Annotated in this window: 18 protein-coding genes and 1 pseudogene; 8 read left to right on the top strand and 11 right to left on the bottom strand. The window is 67.1% G+C overall.

The genetic code is table 11. The features are described from left to right. Positions 1-238 precede the first annotated feature (238 nt). Complete coding sequence (locus PXJ20_RS15650) at positions 239-1489, bottom strand: pyridoxal phosphate-dependent aminotransferase (RefSeq protein ID WP_421029445.1); 1251 nt, start codon at positions 1487-1489, stop codon at positions 239-241. Positions 1490-1663: 174 nt separating this feature from the next. Beyond that, positions 1664-2566, bottom strand: a complete 903-nt coding sequence (locus PXJ20_RS15645; protein ID WP_017776540.1) for a LysR family transcriptional regulator — start codon at positions 2564-2566, stop codon at positions 1664-1666. Between the two features lie 450 nt (positions 2567-3016). Here PXJ20_RS15645 and PXJ20_RS15640 point away from each other — a divergent pair. Both PXJ20_RS15640 and PXJ20_RS15635 read left to right on the top strand, forming a co-directional pair. After that, positions 3017-3412 (top strand): annotated as a pseudogene (locus tag PXJ20_RS15640) (transposase); the annotation flags it as partial. A gap of 345 nt (positions 3413-3757) precedes the next feature. Next, on the top strand, positions 3758-4030 hold the full coding sequence (locus PXJ20_RS15635) for a hypothetical protein (protein WP_017776538.1): 273 nt from the start codon (positions 3758-3760) through the stop codon (positions 4028-4030). A gap of 197 nt (positions 4031-4227) precedes the next feature. Here PXJ20_RS15635 and PXJ20_RS15630 read toward each other — a convergent pair whose 3' ends face one another. Then, on the bottom strand, positions 4228-4542 hold the full coding sequence (locus PXJ20_RS15630) for a hypothetical protein (protein ID WP_126876252.1): 315 nt from the start codon (positions 4540-4542) through the stop codon (positions 4228-4230). A 357-nt stretch (positions 4543-4899) separates the two neighbouring features. Here PXJ20_RS15630 and PXJ20_RS15625 point away from each other — a divergent pair, with 357 nt between their 5' ends. From PXJ20_RS15625 to PXJ20_RS15610, 4 genes are all read left to right on the top strand, one after another. Continuing rightward, positions 4900-5604 (top strand): YdcF family protein, encoded by a 705-nt coding sequence (locus PXJ20_RS15625; RefSeq protein WP_126876343.1) that lies wholly within the window; start codon positions 4900-4902, stop codon positions 5602-5604. A gap of 289 nt (positions 5605-5893) precedes the next feature. Then, the gene (locus PXJ20_RS15620) at positions 5894-6145 is read left to right on the top strand and encodes a hypothetical protein (RefSeq protein WP_017776535.1); all 252 of its coding nucleotides are present in this window, start codon (positions 5894-5896) and stop codon (positions 6143-6145) included. A gap of 323 nt (positions 6146-6468) precedes the next feature. Beyond that, complete coding sequence (locus PXJ20_RS15615) at positions 6469-6726, top strand: hypothetical protein (protein WP_017776534.1); 258 nt, start codon at positions 6469-6471, stop codon at positions 6724-6726. Positions 6727-7268: 542 nt separating this feature from the next. Then, positions 7269-8540: an EAL domain-containing protein gene (locus PXJ20_RS15610; protein WP_017776533.1), complete on the top strand. Its 1272-nt coding sequence runs from the start codon at positions 7269-7271 to the stop codon at positions 8538-8540. 18 nt (positions 8541-8558) lie between these two features. Here the strand turns inward: PXJ20_RS15610 and arfB are convergent, their stop codons facing one another. The 4 genes from arfB to recC are packed head-to-tail and all read right to left on the bottom strand — an operon-like array spanning position 8559 to position 18305. After that, positions 8559-8966, bottom strand: coding sequence for an alternative ribosome rescue aminoacyl-tRNA hydrolase ArfB (gene arfB, locus PXJ20_RS15605; RefSeq protein WP_017776532.1), 408 nt, complete (start codon positions 8964-8966; stop codon positions 8559-8561). Continuing rightward, a complete protein-coding gene (locus PXJ20_RS15600) occupies positions 8963-11059 on the bottom strand; it encodes an AAA family ATPase (RefSeq protein ID WP_421030921.1) in 2097 nt (698 codons plus the stop codon). Before PXJ20_RS15600 ends, arfB begins: the two co-directional genes overlap by 4 nt. A gap of 41 nt (positions 11060-11100) precedes the next feature. After that, entirely contained in the window at positions 11101-14871 is a 3771-nt protein-coding gene (gene recB, locus PXJ20_RS15595; RefSeq protein ID WP_421029446.1) for an exodeoxyribonuclease V subunit beta, read from the bottom strand. Next, complete coding sequence (gene recC / locus PXJ20_RS15590) at positions 14868-18305, bottom strand: exodeoxyribonuclease V subunit gamma (RefSeq protein ID WP_421029447.1); 3438 nt, start codon at positions 18303-18305, stop codon at positions 14868-14870. The genes recB and recC overlap by 4 nt, the downstream gene beginning before the upstream one ends. 270 nt (positions 18306-18575) lie before the next feature. Here recC and PXJ20_RS15585 point away from each other — a divergent pair, with 270 nt between their 5' ends. Next, positions 18576-20999, top strand: a complete 2424-nt coding sequence (locus PXJ20_RS15585; protein WP_421029448.1) for an FUSC family protein — start codon at positions 18576-18578, stop codon at positions 20997-20999. A 215-nt stretch (positions 21000-21214) separates the two neighbouring features. Here the strand turns inward: PXJ20_RS15585 and PXJ20_RS15580 are convergent, their stop codons facing one another. Then, positions 21215-21442: a hypothetical protein gene (locus PXJ20_RS15580; protein WP_017776528.1), complete on the bottom strand. Its 228-nt coding sequence runs from the start codon at positions 21440-21442 to the stop codon at positions 21215-21217. Positions 21443-21574: 132 nt separating this feature from the next. After that, a complete protein-coding gene (locus PXJ20_RS15575; protein WP_017776527.1) occupies positions 21575-22051 on the bottom strand; it encodes an Lrp/AsnC family transcriptional regulator in 477 nt (158 codons plus the stop codon). Between the two features lie 135 nt (positions 22052-22186). On the opposite strand from PXJ20_RS15575, the gene PXJ20_RS15570 reads away from it, so the two are divergent. Further along, the gene (locus PXJ20_RS15570; RefSeq protein ID WP_421029449.1) at positions 22187-22900 is read left to right on the top strand and encodes a cysteine dioxygenase; all 714 of its coding nucleotides are present in this window, start codon (positions 22187-22189) and stop codon (positions 22898-22900) included. Here the strand turns inward: PXJ20_RS15570 and PXJ20_RS15565 are convergent. Next, positions 22897-25395 (bottom strand): mechanosensitive ion channel domain-containing protein, encoded by a 2499-nt coding sequence (locus PXJ20_RS15565; RefSeq protein WP_421029450.1) that lies wholly within the window; start codon positions 25393-25395, stop codon positions 22897-22899. The genes PXJ20_RS15570 and PXJ20_RS15565 overlap by 4 nt on opposite strands. 320 nt (positions 25396-25715) lie before the next feature. Beyond that, a complete protein-coding gene (locus PXJ20_RS15560) occupies positions 25716-26363 on the bottom strand; it encodes an NAD(P)-dependent oxidoreductase (protein ID WP_017776524.1) in 648 nt (215 codons plus the stop codon). Positions 26364-26381 lie beyond the last annotated feature (18 nt).

Here is a 26381-nt window from a genome sequence, read left to right as displayed (position 1 = left end):
CGTGACTGAGCGCCATATTACGCAAAAACCTCTGGTGCGTAAAGACGAAATCCCTGGCGCACCGCAATGGTGTTCAGCCGCGTTCAGAAAGGCGCCGCGGCCGCATCGGCACGGATGAGTCGGGACCTATGCGCGCAGCATGCAGGCCATGCGGGCAGGCCATTTCAGGCGCAGGACCCGGTACACGCGCCACGGCCCGCAGCGCTATCGCGCGGCTGATCCGCGCGTCGCGCCGCGTTCAGCGTAGACCGTGTTCCGCGAGAAACCGCGCCAGTCGCTCGACGCCGATATCGAGCCGCGCCGGATCGCACGCATAGCACCACCGCACGAACCCCTCGCCCTCCGGGCCGAACGCACTGCCCGGCGCGAGCCCGAGATGAGCCTCGCGCACCAGCGCCTTGCACAGATCGAGACTGTTCTGCCCGCCCGGTAACGGGAAGAACAGGTACATGGCACCAGCCGGCACTTTCACCTCGATACCGGCACGCTCGCGAAGCAGGCGCGCCAGGTGATCGCGCGAGGCACGCAGGCTGGCGACGAGTTCGAGCGTGAAGTCCGCGCCCTGCTCGATCGCCGCGATCCCGGCACGCTGCACGAATTCGGGCGCGCATGACGTGTTGTACTCCACCAGCTTGCCGAGGTCGTCCATCAACGCGCGCGGCGCGACGATCCAGCCGAGCCGCCAACCCGTCATCAGCCACGCTTTCGAAAACGAGTTGACGCAGATGACGCGCTCGTCGCGCCCCGCGAGGTCGAGGAACGAAGGGGCCGTCAGCGCGCCCGGCTCGCCGTAGTAGAGACGCTCGTAGACTTCGTCCGCGACGATCCAGATGCCGTGCCGCCGGCAGTGATCGAGCACCGCGCGCTGATCCTCACGGCTCATCACCCAACCAGTCGGGTTGTTGGGCGAGTTGATCATCAGCAGCTTCGTATCCGGCGTAAGGGCCGCGAGCAGCCGGTCCAGGTCGAGCGTCCAGCCGGACGGGCCATAGTCCAGCGCCACGGTCTTCACGTGCGCACCGAGAATCTTGGGAATCTCGACGATGTTCGGCCACAGCGGCGTCACGGTCACGACGCGGTCGCCCGAACCGGCGACGAGTTGCGCCGCGAGCATCAGCGCATTGACGCCGGCGCTCGTCACAGCCACGTGATCCGACGACGTCTCGCCGTGCAGGCTGGTGACGTAGCGCGCAGTAGACGCGCGCAGCGGCGCGATGCCCAGGTTGTGCGTATAGAACGTCGCGCCGGCCGAAAGGGATGCGCTCGCCGCGTCGCGGATGAACGCTGGCGTCACCCGGTCCGACTCCCCGAACCAGAACGGCAACACGTCCTCGACACCGAACCCGGCATTCGCCACCTCGCGGATCTGCGAGGGCCGCAGGTCGCGCACGGCGTCACGGGCACGAAGGGACTGCGGCGCGAAAGCAGGGGAAGGGGCGGACGCATCCGGCGCAGTGGAAGTCCGCAGCGGCGGATCGAGCTCGTTCATCGACGCACTCATTCAGGCTCTCATTGGGCGACGCGCCCGTCGGTTTCGGTCAAAGGCCGCCAGTGTAGCGCGCCTTCCGGCGAGCTCGCGTGCGAGTCCGCACAAGCGTTCAGGTTTCGCGGCGGGCATCAGGATTCGGGACGAGGGGCAGCGCCGACGCTGCCTCGCGCGGACTCACCCCAGGTCTTCGGCGCGCTTAGGCATCTGTCCGATCAGCGTCCATACCGCTTCGGCGGCCGGGGAAAGCGAACGGTCGCGCCGACGCACGAGCGCGACGGTGCGTTCGGCGCGCGGCACGAGCGGGCGCGCCACCAGCGACGCACCCGCCGGCAGCGGCAACGCGAGCCACGGCAGCACGCTCACGCCGATACCTGCCTCGACGAGGCCATACACCGTCGCCGAATGCCCTAGTTCCTGCACCACCGTGACATGCACGCCCTGCTCGCTCATCACGGCATCGATGATCGGACGGCTGCCGGATGCCTGATCGAGCATCACCAGCCGCTCGCCATCGAGATCCTTCCACGCCACCTCGCGACGGCCCGCCAGTGCGTGGTCGTCGCGCATGACCACGCAGAACGAATCGGTCATGACCGTCTCGCTCGTCATGTCGTCGGCTGCGAACGGTCCGATGACCACCCCGAAGTCCACCTCGCCCGAGCGCACCTTGCGCACCACGTCGCTCTGCACGTCGTCGCGCAGCCCGAGCGCGACGTACGGAAACTGTCGGCCGCATGCGGCGATGACGCGCGGCATCAGGCGACACGCTACCGTCGGGCTCGCTGCGACGACTACGCGCCCGCGCCGCTGCTCGCCGATCTCGCGAATTTCGCGCAACGTATCGTCGAGATCAGCCAGCAGGCGCGACACGCTCGCCACCAGATTGGCGCCCACGTCCGTGAGCTGGACGTCGCGCGTCGTGCGGTCGATCAGCTTCAGGCCGATTTCGGCCTCGAGTTCGCGCACACAGCGACTCACGGCGGACTGGGTGAGTCCGATCTCGTCGCCGGCGCGGCTGAAGCTTTGCCGTTGTGCGACTTCGATGAATACCCGTAGCTGCCGCAGCGTCACATTCATTGTGTCATCTCATAAGTCAAAGGGATTGATGCGCATTCTAGACTGCCGCCGCGTGACTCGGCGGCGCTCGGGCCGTCTGACCCGCCTGTATCGAAAAACAGGCAAATGGTGCGCAACTATTCGCGGCAATGCAGCAATAGAGCGCAAACGCACGCTGGACGAGCCTGACTGCACAAGATTGGTGATTGTCCCGATTTGCGGGATGTGCGTTTTGGATTCTTATACGCCCCTGGCTAGCGCCCGCGTGAGCTTGATGCTGCGCGGCTTACAGGTGAACGCTGCGTACATGGCACGCTTCATGCAAAGGAATGCGCACAGGGCCGGCAACACCCGCGACGATGCACCTTTCGGTCGCGGCAAGCCCGGTCCCTCCTGGCACTCCACGGGGTGCGTGAAGAGTGCGCGGCGCGGGGCAGCGCACCGGAGTTAGCTTCGCTGAGGTGAAACATGATGCTGTTCGACGATTTGAGAGATAACGAGTGGGCGCTGGTCGAGGCGTTGTTCTGTGCGGAGCCCGCACGGAGCGAGCGGCGCGGCAGGCCTCGTGTCGAAGCGCGTGCAGTTGTCAACGCGGTGCTATGGGTCCTGTCGACTGGCGAAGGCTGGTCGAAGCTGCCGGGTCGCTATCCGTCGCCGCCGACATGCCGCCGCCGTTTCGACGAATGGCAGGCCGACGGCACGCTCGCCGAAATTGTGAAGCGCCTCGGTTCGAGCGGCCGGCAGATTTCGCTGCGCGGACGCATTGGCGCGACGGCCGCCAAGCCGCCGGCGCCGCCCAGCCGTGACCGCCTGCGCGGCGCGTTCTGGACCAATCCCGAGTCCTGGCGCGCACCGGTCAAGATGGCCTGAGCACGAACCTCTTCCTTTGACACCGGGCGCTCTCGTGCGCCCGGTGTGCTTTCGATCTTCTTTTTCCGTCTTCCGTCGTCCCCGCCTGCCGCAACCGGGCCTCGCGCATTTTGCCGTGGCACGTGGTAGAGCCGGTTACGACGTAGTCTCGCCTCCCTCCCAGGCCGCCACCCTCAAGTACCGCCATCAGCTCGCCTCGCTGCAATGCGAGCCTGCGCCCGCTTAGGTCTTCAGCGTTCAGCGAAACATCTCTTTACTATTATTTACAGCCCGCTTTCGGCTCCCAGCATACGGTAGGAGCATGCAAACAGGTCCAGCACGACTGGCTTGACGGAAAGCGCCATGAAATTGGCACCACGGCTTACGAGCGGCCTGCTGGTCGCGCTGGTTTCGTGGCTGGCGGTCGCAGTTCACGCGCAACAGCGGCCACAGGGCTGGAACTGGCGTCCCGACCGACCCGCAACGATTCAGACCTGGCGGGAAGACGGCATGCGTGGCCGCGGTTTCACGCCGCCTGCACCGCGCGGCGATCTGCGTGGCGACATCGCGAGCAATGTCCGCGAGCGGCCGGACCCGCCCATGCCGAATGCGCGCCGCGCATTGCCACGCAAATGAGGTTGCCTACACCTGCAGCGGGAACCCCTTGCCGCCGACGAGGTCTATGAAGTGCCATCAAGCACAGCGTGGCAGCAGTAATCCGGTAAGCCCGTATCTCGCGATACGGGTTTTTTTTGTGCCTTGCGGCAGCGGGGGTAGGGGCGCCGTCAAGATGGCCGTGTTACCGTGTTAAACGGCATTACTCATGACGTCAATCAATGGCGTGCCTCGAGGTCGGCTTCGTGCGACTGGCGGGCCACGTAGTCGCTCATGCGGCTGGCTTCCCATTGCAGCGACCGTTCGTCGCGAGCTAAGCGGGCAAACTCCGCGCGGCCGCGATCCGTGAGCACCGCAATGTCGACGGGCGCATGAAAACCCGGCGCGGGTGCCACCGTACGCTGCCGCACCGTCTCCATCAGCCCCAAGGCGCGAAGATATTCGAACACCTCGGGACGCCGGGCCCAAGGGACCTGACGATACTGCGCGCGCCGCAATGCTTCGAGTACCGCTTCGTTGGAATACGTCGTCATCTCGCTTCTTTCTCAAAGTGCAGCCATGACACAACCCGATCCGACGTCGCCGTGCCGGCCCGCAGGCGCGGCAGACCACGGTATGGCCCGCAGCACCGGCGCCTGTGCGCGCTCACGCGCGCGGCGGACATCGCGGCCGCTCCGGCATGGGCGATCAGCAATCAGACATGGCTGACCTTGCGCGGCGGCCGCGTTTATTCCGGTCCCCGTACGAACGTCGTGCTACCGTTCCTTGCGCGCGCGGACGATGCAACCTTGATGGCGCGATGGCTACACGCACGTTCACCGGAAAATCCATACATTACCGCAAATAAATTGCTTTTATCGACTTTATTCGCGCTGTTCGTGACCGCTTTCATGTTGTGGCGCAGCGCGCGCAGAGGTATCGCCGTTGCCGCAGCGATGGTCTTCTGGTTGCTCGCAGCTGGCTGGCTCACACAGGCTCTACTTGACTGGGCACAACCCTCAATCTATCGGACTCCTTATGACTCGACGGCAACCCACGCGACGTTCACTTCGGCGGGCGCGGGTACGGTCATCGTCATGCTCGGCAGCGGCACGGAATTCAGCGACGATCGCGTACTCGTCCCCAAGCGCGACGCCATGGCGCGCATCGCGACCGTGTCGAAGCTCTACCGCAGGTGTCATGACGATGGGGCGAACTGCCGCGTGATCGTGAGCGGCGGCAATCCGCAACGGCACCCGGCATCGGAGGCCGACACCTACCTGCCCTACCTGTTGACGCTCGGTGTAGCGCGCAAGGACATCGTTCTCGAGAACACGAGTCTCACCACTTACCAGAACGCTCGGAACGTCGCGGCCATTCTGCAGCAGCAACGTTACGATTCGTTGATGCTCGTGACATCGGCGTACCAGATGCCGCGTGCGATGCTCGACTTTCACCGGTTCGGCTACGCTCCCCAGCCGGTCGTGTCAAACGTGCGGCACGCAAAATGCGGCTGGCTGCCGAGGCTGTCGAATCTCGTGGCGGCCGAGACAGCGTTGCACGAGCTTGTCGGCATCGCCCAGTTCCACGTTTACCGGCGGATCGGATGGTTCTGATCAGGACGTTTCGAGCGGCCGCGCCGACGCGGATTACCCATCACGCATAGTCCGTACCGGGCGGAGGAAACAACGTCCGTCGAGCAAACGACGTGCGGCGACGAGCCGCGTGCAGGCCAGTCTCTCACACCCGGCACAAAGATGTAACGGGATGTAACTATGCGTCAGTTGTGTAACTCGTCGTCATCTGGATCCGATATTGCTCGTTAGAATGAATTGTCTTTCCAAACGTCTTCTTGGACTGGACAGGCACCAGCTGGGTCCATAAACCGCTCCTACGGAGGTAACGATGAAGAAAGTGTCCCTCGCCATTCTGGTTTCCCTTTCCGCACTGACCGGCGCCGCCTACGCGCAGTCCGACACGGGCATCACGATGAGCACCGATCCGGCCAAGGCCGCCGACATCGAGCAACGCGCCCAGGCACTGCAGTCGGCGCAGCCGGCCGAAGCAGCGCCGGCAAAGCCCATGCGCCATCACGGTCCGGTCCGTCATCACAAGAAGGCGGGCAAGGCAGCCGCTGCTTCGGGCGCAAGCATGTAATGCCGGACACGCGGTCGCACAGCGGCGCGCGTCACCCAACAAGACAGGTCGATGCCGGATCACCCGGCACCGGCCTGTTTTGCTTTTCACCGGCGCATTTACTGCAATGGCGCGACGCGACGGGCGGCGAGATCACGCGGCGATGCGCGGCTGTAGATGGCGGTCTCTCGTAGTGCGCAGGCTCGATGGCGTAACGGTCTACTGCCCGCGGAGGCGCGGCACCGGTATGCTAAAGTCGCGCACTTTTCCCTTATCCCGGGCCGGCTCTGTAGCCAAGGCCCGGCACGCGAGCAAGCATGCGCCTACCCGGTGCGGAGGACTCAATGAGCAATATCCAGCTGGACATCGAATGGACCGAAGCGGCATCGCGCAAAATCGAGAAGCTGATGCCGCGCGGCGACAAGGAAGCTTTCCTCGCGCTGCCGCCAGTCGAATGCCTGCCCATGGAGGGCGACGTACTGTTCCTCGGGCCTCAAGGCAAGCAGCAGCCGTTTATCGTCGCTGAGCGTCAATATCATCACGATGGCGACGCCGACTGGACGATCATCCTGATCCTCGACGTGCCGCAAGCTGCGCATTGAGGTCGCCGAGGGCGCAGCCGTCCGACGCGATGCCGACCCGGCGGGTCGTGCCCGCAGTGCGCTGCCGTGAAGCGCCCACGCGGGCGACAGGGTGCGCTCTCCGAATTGTCGACATAGCAAGCGCGCAACAGCGGGGAATGGCCGCACATATGCACATCCAGGCCATGTCCGCCGTACAGCATGACGGCTTACCATGTGTCGATACTCGATGACGGCCACCTTACGGCCTCGCCCCATAGCGCACGGCCTCCCTCGCAGCGCGGCGGCGCCTGTTGCTCCTGACGGTCCCACCGACCACGACACGAGCACTGTGATTACCCGTACATTCGCCGAACGCCCAAACTGTTAGACTCGCCTCGACTTATGCCATTGAGTCGGGATCACGGCAGCAGACAGGCACTGCAATCCGGCACTGCAATCGCGCATTGCGTTTCACACTGGCCATACCGGCGGTTACGATCCGCGTCCCAGGCGCGCCAGGGCATAGCGCGCGGGACGCAATCGCCATCGCTATTCCAGACATCACACTTCGGCGTTTTGCCATGTCCATAGTCGAAGACCGGACGATTACCGCCCTGCTGCCGCATCTCGCGCGCAACGAGTCCGGCTGGACCGCGACGTGGCGTGACTACGCGCTGTCGAGCGTGTTTCAGCCGGTGCTGTCGATCACTCATCAGCGCGTGGTGGGCTATGAAGCGCTGACGCGCGCAACCGACTCCACCGGCCAGTCCGTTGCGCCCGAAACGCTTTTTGCGCAGCCCAAATCCGCCAGCGACCCGGTGCAGCTCGATCCGCTTACACGCTGCCTGCACGTGGCGAACTTCGTCGAGCAGCGCATCGAGACGGGTTGGCTCTTTCTCAACGCCCTGCCGCAAGCCTTTGAAACGGGCTGGCCGCATCGCGCGTTCATCGAGCAGTTGTGCGAGTACTTCGGCCTGCCTCACGAACGCGTGGTGATCGAAGTGCTCGAACATCGTGCCGACGACGAAGCCGCCGTCGCCGCGATGGCGGCTTCCCAACCGCGCGACTTCCTGATTGCCATCGACGACTTCGGCACCGGCTTCTCGAACTTCGATCGCGTCTGGCGCTACCGGCCCAACATCGTGAAGCTGGACCGCTCGCTCGTGACGCGCGCCGCGCTGCACAGCGGAGATGCGTCGTTCATCGGTCACCTCGTCACGATGCTTCATCAGGCGGGCACGCTGGTGCTCGCCGAGGGCGTGGAAACCGAGGAAGAGCTGATGGTGCTGATGCGCGCCGACATCGATTTCGTGCAGGGCTTCTGGTTCGGCCAGCCGAATGCATCGATCCGCGCAGCCGGCGCCGCCGCGCCCGCGCAGCTACGCTCGATGTGGAAACGCTACGCGGCCTACGAACGTCGGCATGCGCGCCGGCAGCGTCCTTCCTTCGACGATTTCACCCGCGCGGTCGCGGACGCCGGCAGCGCGTTCGCGACGACGGGCGATCTCGAGCAGGCCGCCCATGTCGCGTTTCGCGTGGGCGAGGCCTGTCGCGTCTTCGTCACGAACGAGTCCGGCGAGCAGGAGCTGCCCTCCATTGCCGCAGCGCATCTGCCGCCTCCACCCGCGCGACTCGCACCGCTCTTTCCGGATACGCACGCCAACTGGTCGCGGCGCGACTATTTCCGTCGCGCCATCGCCGCGCCGGGCCGGGTGGCGGTCATGGGGCCGCACTGCTCGCTCACCGAAGGCGCGGATTGCTACACGGCAGCCGTCGCGGTCATGCATGCGGGCAAGCTCCACGTGCTCTGCGTCGACTTCCTGGGCGAACCGCCGCGCACGTCGCAGCAGTAGTCCGTCACCCAGATTTCGTCAGTCGAAGCCGACGCGTCCGCGCCCTGCCTTCACCGCACTGTGCTTCGTCTTGCTGTCGAGGCGACGTGTCTGCGACGCGCGCGTAGGCCGCGTCGCCACCCTGGACTTACGCGTCACGCTCACGCTTTCGATCAGTTCATCGAGCCGCGCCAGCGCCGCCGCACGGTTCATCTCCTGAGTCCGATACTCCTGCGCCTTGATGATCACGACGCCTTCGCGTGTCACGCGACGGTCGTGCAGCGCGAGCAGGCGCATCTTGATGACCTCGGGCAGCGACGACGCCCGTACGTCGAAGCGCAGGTGAATCGCGCTCGATACCTTGTTGACGTTCTGGCCGCCGGCGCCCTGCGCACGGACGGCGGTCAGCTCGATTTCGTTGGGCGGTATCGCGTATCGAGGATTCATGCTTTGGCCTCCTGGTTCGCATTGCGCAACGCTTCGGCGATTCGTGCCGAAAGACCGGAGTCACGTTGCGTCGGCGTCGCGACGGCTTCGGCGAACACCGCGCGTGAGCCTACCACCTCGACGCGCGCTCGCGCGCGCGTGACGGCCGTGTACACGAGTTCACGCGACAGCACCCGGCTGGCACCGGCCGGAAGCACGAACGCCACATGGTCGAACTCCGAGCCCTGCGACTTGTGGACCGTCAGGACAAACGCCGTGTCGTGGGGTGGCAAAGCAGCGGGCGACACCGTTCGCACGCCGCCATCGCTGGTGCGAAAGTGAACGCGCAGCACGCCGTCCGCGCCCGGCAACGCGATCCCGATGTCACCGTTGAAGAGACCGAGTGCGTAGTCGTTGCGCGTCACCATGACAGGCCGACCGGCGTACCAGTTCGCGCCCACCCCGACGACCACGTTGGCGGCGCGGCGCACCCGGGCCGCGATCAACGTGTTGAGGGCATCGACGCCGCGTGGCCCGAGGCGCGTCGCGCACAGCACGCGGAACTGATTCAGCGCGTCGAATAGCGGTACAGGGTCGGGCGCGCGAGCGGCGAGCGCGCTACGGAGGGCGTGCACATACGGAGCGAAGGCGCCGGCCAGGCGGGCCACGGTTCGCTCCGAAAGTGCCGCGCTGTCGTCTTCATAAAAGACAGCCGGAGTAGCGGGCGCCGCGTGGCTCCCGGTTGCGGCAACAGGTGCAACCGGTGCGACCGGTGCAAGCGCATCCAGCGCGGCCTGCGCATCTCCACGGCGAATGGCAAGCGAGAGCCGGCCGATCACCGAGTCGAGCCCGAAACGGTAGTTGCGTTCCAGCCAGACGACGCAGTCGGTGAGTACACGAGGCGCGCCGACAGTCGGGCCGGATGCCGCTGCGGGCTTCGGTTCTTCTTCGACCGGCAGCCGATCGAACAGGTCGCCGAGCGCCGCATCGCTCGCACCGCTGCGATGAACCGTCTGGTTTGCCGCGGCCGCATCGCCCACGTGACCCGTCTCATGCGGGGAATCCTCTTTCCTCACGTGCGTATCGGGCAATGCCGTCTCGAACTGCTCCGCCCCGATTCCCAGTGCCGCCGCGATGCGCTCGACGCCGCGTCGGCTGAACGCGGGGCGTGCGCTCAATTCCGCGAACACGGCGCCGGCCTCCACGGCTGCCAGTTGGTCCTTGTCGCCAAGCATGACGAGCCGCGTACGGGGTGCAAGCGCATCGAGCAGATGCGTCGCCATCGCAACGTCGATCATCGATGCCTCGTCTACCACCACCACGTCGTACGGCAACGGATTATCGCGGTGATAACGGAACCGCCCCCCCGGCGACTGCCCGAGCAGCCGATGAAGCGTCCAGGACGTCGCCGGCAACCGCGCGGCGAGTTCGGCGGGAAGCGTGGCCGCACGCGTGAGCAGCGCTTCCTGCATACGCTGTGCTGCCTTGCCCGTGGGCGCGGCGAGCGCGATGCGCAAGTCCGGTTGGGTGTCGAGCAGACACGCAAGGAGGCCTGCCACGGTGGTCGTCTTGCCCGTACCGGGACCGCCGCTCACGATGGTGAGTCCGCCGGACAAGGCCGTCACTGCCGCCACACGCTGCCAGTCCACCTCGTCGTGCGGCGCGGGTCCGAAAAAGCGTTCGAGTTTTTCCTTCAGTTCATTCGCGTAAGCAGCGCAAGCCGCTGGCACGCCCTGCTCATCCGCGCCGCACGCATGCGTCACCAGCAATCGGGCCAGTCGTTGCTCGTAGTCGTAGTAACGCGCGAGATAGAGCCGGTCTGCGGCGTCGATCACGAGTGGCCGCAGGGCCTCGACCTTCTGCGTTCCGTCGCACGCCACGCCGCTCGCGAGAAGCGCTGTGCGGATCTGTGGGACGTCGTCGCCGCCACGGGTCGCGAGCGCCGATAGCGGCACGCATACGTGCCCCTCAGAGGTCGCGCGGCTGACCGCAAATGCGGCGCGTTGCGCCCAGCGCACGCTATTCGCGTTAGCACCGAGCCGCCTTGCCAGCATGCCGATCCTCGCCGCGAAGCCCTCCGCGAGCGCGAGACTGAAGTCCGCAGACGCCGGCATGGCGGCGCCGGCCGGTGTGCCCGATAGTCGTTCTGTCGTACTCACGCCTCGCCCCCTGCCATCAGCGCATCGAGCGCCTCGATGAGGGCGGCCGACGGCCGGCCCACGTGCACGCCACCCGCCTTGCCACCCGCGCGCCAGGCCACCCGCACGCCGCGCACGAACAGGTACAGATAGCCGCCGATATGCGTGTCGTACGCGTAATCGCGCAACCGCGTCCGCAAATAGCGATGCAGGGCGACCGTGTAGAGCAAGGCCTGAAGGGGATACGCGTGAGCCGACATCGCCTCGTCGAGCGAGGCTGCATCGTAGTCTTCAGGCGCATCGCCGAGATGATTCGACTTCCAGTCGACGATCCAGTAACGCCCGTCGTGTTCCACGATCATGTCGATGAAGCCCTTCACGAAGCCGCGTAACGTGCCGGGTTCCAGCGCGACGTCGGGATACCCGTGCGCAAGGAGCACCGTGCGCAACGCGGCGAGATCCAGCGCACCGGCGGGAAACACGAACTCGAACTCGTTGAGACGGCGCGCGGGATCGAGCGACGCGAGCTTCATGCCCGGCACCAGTTCGACGGCAACCACGTCCGCGAGCAGCTTGTGCATCATCGCCGGCAAACGTGGGACGAGTTCGGGCGCCGCGGGTGCGGGACGTTCCACGAGCGCGCGCCGGGCGGCCTCGGGCCAGGTGTTCGGGTCGGAGAAGTCGGCCAGTTCGAACATGCGGTGCAGGCATTCGCCTGCCGCGGCGCCGCGCGGAAACGCGAGGATGTCGTCCGCGGGCAGAGCGAGCGCCGGACGAGCCGGGACCCAAGGCGGGGCCTCACCCGCTGCGTCGGCCAGCTCGTCGTGGTCGGGCCGCGCTTCCTCGCTGACAGACGCCGCCTCGCCGCGGCTCGCGCCGGCCGCCACGAGCGAGCTGAAGCTCGCGAGACGCCACGGGTCGCGCAAGATGCGCCGGCTCGCACGCGCCTGCATATGCGCGCCGGCCGCGACATCGGCCTGAAGCGGCAGACGTCCCGCCACCTTCGGCAACGGTTCGACCGATATCGGGCCACCCGCGAGTGCGTGCCACTGTTCGACGAGCACGGACACATCGGGCGGATCGGCAAGCCAGGTTTCGAATTCACGACCCGCGCCGGCCACGAGCCAGTTGAGCACGCTGCGCTGCGATTCCTTGGTGGAGCGCGAAGCGAGATACGGGCCCGCGACCAGATAGCAGCGATAAACCGCGCGTGTCAGCGCCACATAGACGAGCCGCGCGCGCTCCGCCGCCTGCTCGCGCTGCGCGTAGCGGTCGGCCTCGCGTGCTTCGTCTTCGCCACAGCCGTAATGGAGCACGGCATGACCCGCTTCGTCGTGGTACTCGCGCGCATCGGGCAGGCCTGACGACGGCGCGTCGCGCAGCCCGCCGTCGTTGAGGAACGGGCAGAACACCACCGCGTATTCAAGCCCCTTGGACTTGTGCACGGTCACGATCTGCACGAGATTGCGGTCGGATTCGAGGCGCAACTGCGCCTCTTCGCCGCCGCCCTGGGCGCGCTGCGCGGCAAGCCAGCGCAGTGTGGGCGCAATGCCCGGCGTGAGCGCCGCGCGTGCCTGCACGAGTTCGGCGAGATGGTTCACGTCCGTGAGCCGGCGCTCGCCCTCCGGCCCGCTGACGATGCGTTGCGCGACGCGCAGCTCGCGCATCAGCGTGCGCCACATCACGGCGAAGCCGCGTTCGTGCCATAGCGTGCGGTAACGCGAAAAGCGTTCGACCCAGCTCATGGCGTCGGCGGCGTGAGCGGGATCGTCCTGCCCAGCCGGCGCATCGGCAAGCTGTTCGAGCCGCCAGAGCGCGGCCGCGTCGAGACCAAGCCAGTCTGTGGCGAGCGCCGCGCGCAGGCGGCGCAGGTCGCCCGGCGTATCGATGGCCGCCAGCACGCGCTCGATCTGCTCGGCATCGAGCGTCTCGAACACCGATGCCTGAGCCAGCTCCACGCTGCCTACGCCCCACGCCGCCAGCACACGTTTGACGAGGCTACCCTGCCGATGCGTCTGCACGAGCACCGCGATGTTGCCGGGCGTGAGCGGCACCGCACCGATCGTGACGTGTCCCTCGCGCGCACCGCGTAGCAGCCGCACGATTTCCTGCGCGCACGCCTCGCTGGCTGCGCGTTGCGCGGCGCTCTTGCTGAGCATTGCCTCTTCGCTCTGCGCGCCCGCCTCGGCCTTCGCGCCGTCCGGCAGCATCCAGACACGGAAATCCGCGCCCGGCGCCGCGTCGTCGTGCAGCGGCGGTCGCTCGCGCGAGCCGGCCCGAACCGGCTGATAGTCGAGCCGATCGAGCACGAACGCGCGCGGATTGGCCTCGAAGAGACGGTTGCAGGCGTCGACGATAGGCCGCGTGGAGCGCTGATTGACCGCGAGCGTGTAGCAGTGAGAGGCGGCGTCGCGCGCGGCCAGATAGGTGTGCAGGTCCGCGGCGCGGAAGCTGTAGATCGCCTGCTTCGGATCGCCGACGAGAAAGAGCGGACCGCGCGGCGCGAAGATGCGGCTGAAAATGGCGAACTGCAGCGGATCGGTGTCCTGGAATTCGTCGATGAGCGCGGCCGGATAGCGTGCCCTCAGCGTCTGGGCAAGCCACGGATGTTCGCTGAGCGCGCGGTAGAGGTTCGAGAGCAGGTCGTCGAACGACACGACGCGACGCGCGCGCTTGCGCGCAGCCAGTTCCCCGGGCGCGAACGCGAGCCACGCCTCGACGAGCCAGAGCCAGCGCGCGCGCTGCGCCGCCTCGGCTGCCTCGGCGGCGGCCGCGAGTGTGTCGGCCATCGCGAAGAACGCGTGCTCGGGCGGCGTGAATTTCGTTTTCGTCGCCTTCTTGAGCGCCGACGCGGTGAGCTTCAGCGCTGCCCGCGGCGGCGGCGCATGGCAATCGCCTTCGGCAAACCAGTCGCTCCAGGCGGCAATGGCCGCGCTCACGGCCTCGGGCTTGTGCGACGTTTTGCTGAGCCGCTCGCTCGCGTCGGCGAGCAGGCTCACGATGGCGTCCCGCTCCGCGCACCAAAGCTCGCGTGCGGCGTCGAAGCGCGCCTGCGCGTCTTCACCGCTTGCGGCTGCGTCGGCCACGCCATCCCAACGCAGCACGGCGAGCGGCTTCTTGAGCCGGCGCGCCAGCTGCGCATCGAGCGATGCGGGACCCGCCCGGTTCGCCACGAGCCACGCAGCAAACGCGGGATGCGCGGCCGCGATGGGTTCGACCTGCTCGCGCCAGAAGTCCGCGGCCAGTTCGAAGCGCAGTGGGGCGTCGTCCGCCTCCATCTCGAACGCGAACGGCATGGCCGCAGCGAACGGCGCTTCCTGCAGTGCGCGCTGACAGAACGCGTGGATGGTGTGGATGGCCGCCTGGTCGAACATGCGCAGCGCGCGCCGCACGCGTTTCGCGGCGGTGTCCAGATCGATGCCGCGCTCCGGCGCGAGCGTGGTTTCGAACAGGCGTGCCACAAACGGATCGAGGTCGCCCTGCTCCGCCCCATCCTCGTTCTCGCCCACTCCTTCTGCGATAGCCCGTTCGATCTCGCGGTGAAGCTGCGCAAGACGCCCGCGGATGCGCTCGTGCAGTTCGGCTGTGGCCGCCTTCGTGAAGGTGACGACGAGTATCTCGTCGGCCTTGCAGTCCTTTTCCAGCAACAGGCGCACGTAGAGCGCGCAGATGTTCCAGGTCTTGCCGGTGCCGGCCGACGCTTCGATCTGGTTGACGCCGTCGAGCGGGCACGCGAACACGTCCAGTTCGGTAGGCACGTCGTGGCGCTGCGTGGTGACTGCGGTCATGACGTGCTCCGCAGATGGGCGACGAGCGGCTCGAATACGAGCGAGCTCAGCGTGCCGAACGGCTCGTCCAGCGTGAGCGGCGTGCCGCGCAGCGCGATGCGCCAGGCCGGGTCGTCGGACTCGCCGCCTGTGCGGTCATTGATCCACGCCCCTTGGGCTGCGGATTCACTCTCGGTGAACTTCTTCCACGCGCTTCTCGGAAAGAAGCGCAGCGGCAACATCTGCCCGGCGCGATAGAGCGCGGCAAGCGGCGCGAGCTTATCCAGCGGCGCATCGACGGGCGCAAATTCGAACGTTTCGCCGTTGCCGTGCCACACCGTGCGGCGAGGGCCGCCCGGCTGCGCCGCGCAATAGACGAGATGCGCAAGCCAGGCGGCCAGATAGTCGCGCGCGCTGGGACGGGCATAACGGAAAATCACCTGGCCGTTCCCGGTAAGCAGATTCAGCGAACCGTGCAGTTCGAGCGGCGTGGCCTGCGCCGCTTCGCGCAACACGCGCTCGTGCGTACCGAAGAGCGAAACGTCCGCTGTATCCGGCCAGCGCGGATCGATAGTGAGCGCAAAAGGCAGCCGTTCAACGCCGCCTGCCATTTCGCTCTGCACCCTCTCGGCAAGCAGCCGCAACGCATTGAGTTCGCGCTCCCGCCACACGGCGCCTGTCGCCCCGCCCGGCAATTCCGGACTCGCCACGGCCACGCGCCGCGCGCGTTCCAGTGCATCGGTGCGCGCTTGTGCATCGAGCAGCATGGGCATGAGGCGTGCCGCAAGCGCGTCGCTGCCCGCGTAGTCGAGTTCGAACGGCTCGGTGTCGAGCAGTTCCGCCTGGGCATCGGCGAGCACGATACCCAGGCGGTCGCGCAGCAATGCACGCGCGGGATGGCGCCAGAAACGCTGAAAGTCGTCGAAGGCGACGAGCGGCGCGGTATTGGCCGGCAACGGTTGCGAGAAGAACGGCACACGCGCTTCGACGTGCCGCGATGCGAGCAGTTCGGCCAGTTCGGCGCGGTCGGGGTCGTAGGTGAACAGTGCCGGCCGTGCGGCGAAATAGTCGGCGGAAAACGGCTGAAGCGGATGGTCCACGATAAACGCTCGCCGCGCGGCCTCCACCTCGTCAGGACCGGCGCCTTGGCCGGCCGACACCGTGGCCAGATGATCGAGCAGTTCGTCCACCAGCGCGGCGGGCGGCAGCGGCGCGTTGTCGCGAATGCTGCGCCCCGTGTAGGCGATCAGCAGCCGGTCGCGCGCGGCGAGCAGCAGATCGAGGAACAGATTGCGCTCGTCGTCGCGCCGTTGACGGTCGCCGGGCTTGCTGAACGACGCCATGAGGTCGAACTCGTCGGCACGCGCGAGACTCGGCAACACGCCGTCGTCCATGCCGAGCAGGCACACCACGCGGTACGGCAGGCCGCGCAGGCTCGTCAGCGACGAGAACGTGACGCTGCCCCACGGCACGCCGCCGCGCGCGGGGTCGTCGAGCGCCTCGGCGAATGCGGTGCGCACCACCGCCGCGGGAATCACGGCGATGTCGGCGCCATCGGCACCGTCGACGCCATCGACACCGTTTCCCATGCCGTCGGCCATGGCGCGCACCATCGCGTCGATCGCGTCGCGTGCGCCCGCGAGCATCGGCGCAAAGGCCACGCCGGTGTCGAAGCATTGCGCCAGTGTGGCCAGCAGGAGCGTGCTCCAGCCGGACGGCGTATTGCCTTCGGCGCAGCGGCGCGCGAACGCGTCGATGTCGTCGACGAAACGCGCGAGCCGGCCGAGCAGTTCGGCCTCGGAACCGTCCGCGCCTTGCACGGGCAGCCAGGCGTCGACCGGTTCGCCGCCCTCGGGCAGCGCGTAGCCCAGAAAGAGCCGCGTGAGTGCGTCGGAAAACGTATGGCGTGCAACCGGCACGTCCTCGCCCGCGGGCTCGCCGGGCACGAGCCCACGCCGCGCGCCCGCGGCAGCAAGCCAGGTCTGGGCCGCTTCGAGCGCCGCGGCGTCGATGCCGTAACGCGCCGCGATCGCATCGACGCGCAACCACTCGATCAACTCCGGCGCGCCGACGCTGCGCTCCGGCAACGCGAGCCAGTCGAGCAGCACGCGCGCCACAGGGTTCGCCTGCGACGGCGGCAACCCGGTGATGCGATAGGGAATGCGACGCGTATCGCCAGGCGCGGCCGTGCCGAATACCGCGTCGATCAGCGGGCCCGCGGCGCCCAGATCGGGCACCGCGACGAGCACGTCGGACGGCTGCAGGTCTTCGATCTCGTCGAACCAGCCGAGCAGCCGGTCGTGCAGCACTTCGAGCTGACGCGAGAGGCTATGGCAAACGTGCACTTCGATGCCGCGCTCCGCTGGTGCCGCCCCCCCCTGCGTTTCGGGCTCGAGATTGAGCATCGCGTTCTGAATACACGCGAGCCAGGTGGACTGCGGGTTTTCCTCGTACGCCGACGCCTCGCCCGATGCCGCGCTCTCCGTGAGTTCGTGGACCATGTGCAACTGCGCCTGCGTCTGCCGTCCCCATTCCGCCAGCAGCGGATGCCCCACTTCGTGATAGTCGCGCTCGCCAGCCGCATCCAGCGCTTCGAGCCGCGCCTCGGTCACGATGTCGAACCAGAATTCGCGGCACGGATTGAGCATGTAGAGCCGCACGTCCATCCAGCGCGAAAGTTCGCGCAACAGCGCCACGTGCAGCGGCGGCATGGTGGGCAGCGCGAACACGCTCACGGCCTCGGGCCAGCGCGCCCGCGCCACGGCATCGAGGTCGAGCGTGCGCACGACATCGAGAAAGCGGTAAGCGGGCGGTGTCGCCTCAGCGAGCGGGCGCCCCTCGCCCGCCACCTCCTGCAGCAGCGCGCGCCACAACGCCGCCTGCCAACGCTCGTCTTCGTGCTGGGCGTCGCTCGCACCAGGCAGTTGCAGACGCGGCCCGCTCGCCAGCGGGACTTTGTCGCCATCACTTGCGCCCGCGGCCAGAATCGAATGGCCAGCCTGCCATTGCAGCAGCCATTCGGGCCGATACGTCAGGTAGTGATCGAAGACCATGGCGATGCGCCGGGCCAGTTCGTAGCGCATTGTTTCGTCGGCGGCACGCAGATAGGTTCCGAGCCGCGGCGAGGCGAGCCAGGGCGACACTTCCGCGCCGGACGCCGGATCGAGCAGCCGGTAGCAACGCCACACGAGCCTGTCCGGCGCGAACGGCGAATGCTCGGGCACCGGAATCACGCGGCCGATCTGCGCCCACAGCCAGCTCGCGAGGTAACCGAACGCGATGTTCGCGCACACGCCATATCGCCTCGCGATGTCGAGTTCCAGCTGACGCCGCACGGCGGCGTTCGGCACGATGACCGGCTGCGCGCTCCACGGGTCTTCCGGCGCGTGCCGCAGGTCTTCGAGCAGCGCACTCGCGAGCGTCTCGTACCGGTTGGAATAGAAAAGCTGCAGCATGGGCCTTTGCGAAAGAGACGGCGAACCCGGCCAAAGCGGCATGGATCACGGATGAGGCGACAGCATAACAAAGAGGACTTTCGGGCTGAACCCGGCCGAACGGACGAGGTCTGAGGGGAGGCTAAATCAGTTAGACTCACCCGCAGTCTGTCGAGCGAGGCGCCACGCGGGCTTGCGTGCAGTCTCGCCATCGCACACGCTTCATGGCGTTCCGTTTGACGTTCGGCCTTTCCCTTTTTGCCTCGCCCGTTTTCGAGACACCGGCAGTCGATGCGCTATTCCATCGAGATCAAGAAATTCCTCTACAGCCAGTACTTCTACGGCGGTCTGCGCATCGCGTTCGGGGTGTCCCTGCCCGCGGTGCTGAGCCTGATCGTGTTCCACAACAGCGAGGTGGGTTTCACCATCGCCACGGGCGCCCTTGGCGCCTGCGTCGTGGACATGCCGGGGCCGCTCAAGTACAAGCACAACGAGATGCTGGCGTGCAGCGTGATCGGCTTCCTTTCCGCGCTGGCCACCGGTCTCGCCACCGTCAATTCGGTGGCGTTGTGGTGCACGGTGGTGCCGCTCACGTTTGTGCTCTCGCTGATCGTGGTCTACGGCAACCGCTGGCCGCAGATCAGCTTCGCCACGCTGTTCATGATGATCATGACGCTCGAGGAGCACTTCACGCCGCACGAGGCCCTCGTCAACGCCGCGTGGATTCTGGCGGGCGGCCTCTGGTACACATACTGGGCCACGCTCGTGAGCCGTCTGCTCATGGACCGCATCGAGCAGCAGGCCATTGCCGAAAGCGTGTTCGCATGTGCCGACTATCTGCGCGCGCGGGGCCAGTTCTACGACCTCGCCAACGACCTCGACGAGTGCTATCGCAACCTCGTTGCGAGGCAGATCGGCGCGGTGGAGCGCCAGGACGCCGCACGCGACATCGTGCTGCGCAACCTGCCGCGGCTGCGCAGCGGCAAACTCGATCCGCGCCGCGCGATGCACTTCAATCTGTTCATCAACACGGTCGATCTGCATGAGCTGTTCGTGGGTGCGCACACCGACTACCCGCTCGTGCGCACCACGTTCGGCGGCTCCGACCTGCTCGTGTTCTACCGCGACCTGATCGACAAGGCCGCGGCAGACCTGGAAGACATCGGCCTCGCCGTACTGCAGAACCAGTCGCCGCGCGGGCGCATCAACGTCAAGGCGGAATTGCGCGCCATCGAGTACGAAATCGAACTCATGCGCGAAAACGAGTTGCCCACGAAGAATCCGGAAGCCTACGCGGCCGTGGCTGCCACGTTCCGGCGCATCTGGAGCGCCACGCGGCTCATCGACCGCATGCGCAAGAGCCTCACGAGCGAAACGCCGACCACGCAAACCGAGCTGCGCATCGACGAAGCGCTCTCGCGCTTCGTGTCCAACCGCCGCGTGCCGTTCCGCCAGATCTTCTCGAACCTCACCATGGCGTCGCCCAGCTTCCGGCATGCGCTGCGCGTGACGATCGCCGTCGCGGTCGGCTTCTGGCTGGGCCGCCTGCTGCCGCTCACGAACGCCTACTGGATCGTGATGACCACGGTCATCATCCTGAAGCCGGGCTATTCGCTCACAAGGCAACGCAACACGCAGCGGATTATCGGCACGCTGATCGGCTGTGCCGCCAGCATCGCGCTGATCCTCTTCGTGAAGGAACCGCACGTGCTGATCGTGGTGATGTTCGCCTCGATGGTGATGAGCTACAGCCTGCTGCTCTTCAATTACGCGGCAAGCGTCGTGTTCACGTCGTCGTACGTGCTGCTGCTGTTCCACCTGCTCGCACCGGGCAGCATGCGGATCATCGGCGAGCGCGTCATCGACACCGTGGTGGGCTGCGCCATCGCGATTGCCGCGAGCCACCTGTTCCCCTACTGGGAATACCGGCTCATGGGCAAGCTCGTCACCGACATGATCGCCGCGATGCGCCAGTATCTGGACGCCACCTGGTCGTGGATCGCACGGCCCGCGGCCGCCATGGCGACCAGCGCGGAGCTCGCGACCGAAACAGCGGCACGCGTGCCGACCATCGCGATGGCGGCTGCCGCGCAGCCCGCGGCCAGCGGCGTCCCGGCAGCGGCTGCAAGTCCGGCCCAGCCGATAGTAGCGGCCGTGGGTAGCCGGGCCGCGGCTGCTACGGCGTCGGCTACGGCGGGCGCGTCGGCGGCGGCGAACGCGCTCGACCGCGACTTCCGCTATCGCCTCGCGCGCAAGAACGTGCACATCGCGTTCGCCAATCTCGGCCAGGCATTCCAGCGCATGATGCTGGAGCCGAAAACGGCGCAAATGTTCGTGGCAGAACTCAACGACCTGCTGGTCCGCAGCCACGCGCTCGCTTCCCAGATCACGGCCGCCGCGCCGCTCCTCAAGACCACCGCGCCGCTGCAGGAACATACGTCGCTCCAACCGCTGCAGCGCGTCCTTCTCATCGTGCGCGAGAACCTCTCTGCCGCCGACGACGGCATCGCGCCGCCCGCCGATCACGCCGAGATCACGAAGCGGGTCTCCCGCGAACTCGACGCGATGGTGGTGGAGGCGGAAAAGTCGCCGGATTGCCCGGCCGATGCGGTGCACGAGTTGAAACTGCTCGCGCACCAGTGCAAGCAGATGCTGGCGGCCTCGTGGCTGATCCGCAAGGACGCGAGCGTGATCCGGCTGCCCGAAGAGGGTTAGAAAGCGGGATAGGCCACGGAATATGACGCGCGATACGAAGCAGGGAACACGAAGCGAAGCGCGTTATCGACGGGCCGCCCGACGAGCGGCAGAGCGCGACGTGACGCCGCCCGACGTGACACCGCCCAACATGACGCCACCAATAGGCATCGCTGCCGCACGGGTCGCTGCCACAGGCGTCGCTGCACGCCTCACCGCATAGCCAGTTGCACAGCTCACTGCGAAGCCGCGCTTGCCGCGACAGCCGGTGCGCTCGCCGGCGCCGTAAGCTCCGTTGCGGCCGATGCAGCGGAAGCCGCAGCGGACGGCGCCTCGTTCGTTTCGTCGTATTCGCGCTTGCCGCGAATCGCATTGAAGAGCAGCGTGCCGATCACGAGCAGCACCGCCACCACGATGAAAACGGCAACGCCAAGGGTGGGGTTCTTCTTTCGCTGGTCGTTCATGGGAGAGACTCGGAATCCGATGGGTGTGGCCGACAGGTTGGGCTGCCGGGTCTGTCCAACTTCGGCAGACCAGGCATTCTACGCCGCCACACCTTGCGTCCGCCTTGCGGTTTGCACCCCACGCAACGCCTGTCAGCGCCCGTCCAGCAATGCCGCCGGCCGCACCGGCAACGCCGTGGAATACTTGATCTGCTCCATTGCGAAGCTCGAACTCACGTCGAACAGCGGCACCGCGCGAATCAGCTGCTTGTAGACGCGGTCGTAGTCCTCGATGTCGGACACCACCACGCGCAGCAGGTAGTCCGTTTCACCGCTCATGCGATAGACCTCGACCACCTCGGGAATGTCCTGCACGGCGCGCGTGAACTGCTGTGCCCACGCTTCGGTGTGCTCGTTGGTGCGCACCGCGACGAAGACCGTCGTGCCCACGCCCAGCTTCTTCGGATCGCATAGCGCCACCTGGCCGCGTATCACGCCGGTTTCCTTGAGACGCTGCACCCGTTTCCAGCACGGCGTCTGCGACAGATTCACCCGCTGCGCCAGTTCCGCCACCGGCATCGTGGCGTCCTGCTGGAGCAGCTCCAGCAGCTTCCGGTCGATGATGTCCATTCCCACACACCCCTTTGAATAGAAATTTATTCTACTTTTCAGTCTAAGCGGGAAATTATATGGAAACCGTTTCTCTGCGCAAGCCGGTATAAATCGCAGTATCGAACCACAACCGGTGCCGTCCCGACGACCGCCATGAAATCGACCGCCGCTGCCCCGCTCTTCCAGCCGTGTTCGTCCGCGCGCGCCGCCATCCAGCGCCTGTGCGATCACTTGAACGAGGCTTTCGAGAGCACCGCGCCAGCCAGCGACTCGCGGCTTCGCTCAAGCAATGCCGCGTTCGCGCAGCGCGTCCGCTCGGCGCTGGCCGAGGCCATTGCCGACCCGGGACTGCTCGACGAGTCTGCCTGCGAGGGCGACGCCCACGGGTACCGCCGCCACCTGCTCGCCGCCGACGCGCACGGCCGCTACGCCATCGCCGCGCTCGTCTGGATGCCGGGCCAGGCGAGCCCGGTGCATGCGCATCACACGTGGTGCGGCTATGCGGTGGTCGAAGGCGAACTCACGGAATCGCTGTATCGCTGGGACGAGGCTGGCGCCTGCGCCACTGCGTTTCGCACGCAGCCGCGCGCGGCCGGCGCAGCGTCGTTCACGCGCGCGGGACATGCGGCCATCCATCGGCTTGCCAACGAGAGTGGCCGGCGCGCCGTGTCGTTACACGTCTACGGCGTGGCGGGCGCGCAGATCGCGACGCACGTGAACGATCTGGTTCGCGTGGCCGAAAGTGGCATCGAAAGCGGCGTCGAAAGCACCATCGGCGCAATATCGAGCGGCTTGAACCGCGACGGGCAAACCGTTGCGCCAGACGTCGTCGCGCAAACGCCCGTACGCGAGGCCGCGCTCACCTAGCCTTTCGGCGCGTCGCCGGCCACGGGAATCTGCGGCGGCGCGGCCATCGAGCCGCCGGTCGGCGCCGGCGCCGGCCGCGGTTCGTGCGAGACGTCGCGAGCCTGCGCCTGCGGCACGTCGACAGACGACCTTGCCGCCGTAACGCCCGCCGCCGGTTGCTCGTGAGCGGCTCCTACCTCGTGCCGCGTCGCGGACGACCTTTCCTCTGCCCCATCCGCCTGCCGCCCGTGCGTTCTCGACGACGTGTACACCTGCATCTGCGGCACCGGAATCTCGATGCCCGCCTCGTCCATGCGCCGCTTCAGCCGCACGTTGAACGCGCGCGCCACGCTCCATTGCTGCAGCGGCCGCGTCTTGATCTGGCCTTTCACCACCATCCAGTTCGGATCGAAACGGTCCAGCCCCCACACTTCCACGGGCCCCAGCATTTCGTTCCGATAGCGGAAGTCGGCGGCAAGATCGGCGCCGACTTCGCGAATCAGCGCCGTAATCATGTCCACGTCCGCCGAGAACGGCACGCGCACCTCGAACACCGCATAAGCGAAGTCGCGCGAGAGGTTCTTCACGATCTTGATCTGCGAGAACGGAATGGCGTGAATGGCGCCCTGCCCGTCGCGCAGCCGCACGGTGCGTATGGTCAGATGCTCGACCGTGCCCGCATGGCCGCCGTCTATCTCGATCCAGTCGCCTACCGAAATCGTGTCCTCGAGAATGATGAAGAGGCCCGTGATGAGGTCGGTCACGAGCGACTGCGCGCCGAAGCCCACCGCGAGCCCGATCACGCCCGCGCCCGCCAGCAGCGGCGTCACGTTGATGCCGAGATTGGCCGCCGTCACGATGGCCGCGATGGTGAGGATGGTGACCGCGAGCGCGTTGCGCACGAGCGGCAGCATGGTGCGCGCGCGGGTGCCGGGGTTGCGCGACTTGCTGCGCGGACCGCCCGGATTGAGCGCCTCCTGGATCGCGGTATCCACGAGAATCCAGATCAGCCACGCGACGAAGACGGTGGTGAGTATGGCCGTGACCGCATGGGCGATGCCGCGCGCGGTCACGCTGTCCTCGATCATGCCCGCGAGCGACACGCCCCATAACCGCGACGAGAACTCGAGAAACGCGAGCCAGACGAACAGCATCACGAGCGTGCCGGCGAAGCGCAGCAGCCGCCAGAGATACGGCGAACGGTGGCGCCGGCGGCGATGCGTGTCGTTGAGACGCGGGCGCGTCAGGCGCAGCACGATGGCCGAAAGGAAGAACGCGATCACGAGCAGCAGCGCCGTGACCACCGAAATCTGCAGGACGTCCTCGCTCGAATCGAGCCCGCCCAGCGTCGCGACGATCGACGCCCCCGCGAGCAGCAGCATCGGCAAATGCCAGAGCGAGGCGAGCACCTCGAAGCCCTCGGTCGCCGCGCGGTGATCGTGCCGCTGCTCGTAGGACCGGTTGCGGATCAGATGCGCAACGGGCTGCCGGAACGCCAGCGCGAAATACGCCGTGAGCACCGCGGCCGTCATGTTGGCCACCGTCGAGACGAGCCCCGCCAGATTGGGGCCAAGCTGATGCGCGACGTCGTAGTTGACGGCGGCGTCGCCCAGCGCCCCGCACACGCCGATCGCGAACAGCAGCCGGCGCGCGTCGCGCAGCAGCACGTGCACGGCCGCGCGCCGGTGCCCGGAGCCGAACAGCGAAAACATGATGAGACAGATTGCCGAAAACACCGCGCCCGCCACGATCGCGTAAGCGATCACCATGCCGAGCGTGCGGCCCAGCGCCTCGGGCATCGCGCGCACGAAGGCGAGCGCCGCGACGAACGCGACGACCCAGGGTCCGACGCGGCGCAAGGCGAAGATCAGCAACTCGCGCGTCGCCGGGTTCGGCTTCAGCCCCTCCACGATGCCGAAGCGCGCATGCAAACGGCGCTGCAGCCAGATCAGGCTGCCCGCGCAGGCGCCCCAGCCGGCGAGCATCGCCAGCATGTCCAGCACGACCTTGCCGAAATGCTCGGAACCCTGGCTCGCGACGATGGCGTACAACTCGTTGGCGGCGGCGTTGATGCGCCCGCCCCAGTAACGCGCCGGTGTGCGGCCCTGGTGCACGTCCGCGGCAACCGACGCAAGGCCCGAAGCGATGGCGCCGAGCAACCCCGCCGCGCCCTGCGCGGCCGACGCCGCGGCAGGCGGCGCCGCATGCTGCGAAACGTCGCGCAGCTTCTTCAACTGGGTCACGAGGGCCCGACGCTGGCGGTCGTTGTCGAGCGTCGAAATCACGCTGTCGAGCGAACGCGCGAACTCCGCCTCGCTGGCGGGCGACGCCGCCGAAGCGGCATCGGGCGCCGAGGCGGATACCGCCGCCGACGCCGTCGCGCTGCTGATGAGGCTCTGGAGCGCCGGCAGCACGGGCGTGGCCGCGCCGGGCGCCGGCGCGCTGGGCAGGCCCGGCGCACCGGACGCACCTGCCGCACGGGCGACGCCGGGCACGCAGGCAAAGCTCGCTAGCATCGCGAACGCGACGAGCCAGAGGGCAAGGAACGGCGCCGCGAGGCGCGCGCAGAACGGCCGGCCAGTGCGGGAACACCCGCAGCGACGACCGGAACGACGAGGAGAACGAGCGGCGGTCCGGCGCGCCGGCGCAAGGGCCGGCGTGCCTGCATCACGCTGCTCCAGGCTTGACTTCATGGCGAGCGGGACGGGTACGAAAAGGACGCACAAGTTTAGCTGTCCTCCGGCACCGGACGCGTGAAGCTGCGTGAGCGTGCGTAACAGATTGTCAGCGCGCTTGCGCGCGCCAGTCCGATCTGCCCTTACCGCCTTACTACGTCTTAGTACGCGACCGTTGCGATCTGACGCACGAAGCGCGCTTGCTCCAGCTCGTCGACGAATGCAATCGCGTAGTCTTCGGCGGAAATGCGGCTCGTACCCGCGGCGTCGGCGATCAGCGTGCCGGCGCCCGTGCGGAACTGGCCCGTACGTTCGCCCGGCGCGATCATCGCGGCGGGGGCGAAGAACGTCCAGTCGAGGTCAGAGACCGTGCGGTAGTAGTGGAGCGCCTCGCGGTGCGCGAGCGCAACGGCCTTGTAGGCTTCCGGGAACCCTTCGGCATCGACGAGCTGCTTGCCCGGCGCAACTTCGAGCGAACCCGCGCCACCCACCACCACGAGACGCTTGAGCCCCGCTTCGCGCACACCGGCCACCAGCGCGCGGGTGGCGGTGTCGAGCGTCGCCGTGTTGTCGAGGGCGGGAGCATAGGCGCTCGCGACCACGTCATGGCCGCGCACGGCCGCCGCCACGCTCGCCGCATCGAGCAGATCGGCCTGCGACGCATGGATGTTCGCGGTGTCCGTCGGCACGCGCTGTGGATTGCGTACGAGCGCGGTGACCCGGTGCCCGCGGCGCGCGGCTTCGGCGGCAATGCGTGAACCGATCATGCCGGTTGCGCCAAACAGCGCGATTTTCAACGTCTTGCTCATGTCGATACTCCCTTTGTG

This window comes from Paraburkholderia sp. A1RI_3L (genome assembly GCF_048957895.1).
Classification (GTDB): domain Bacteria; phylum Pseudomonadota; class Gammaproteobacteria; order Burkholderiales; family Burkholderiaceae; genus Paraburkholderia; species Paraburkholderia kururiensis.
Note: the sequence above shows the minus strand (reverse complement) of the source record. Positions and strands in the feature narration are given on the sequence as shown.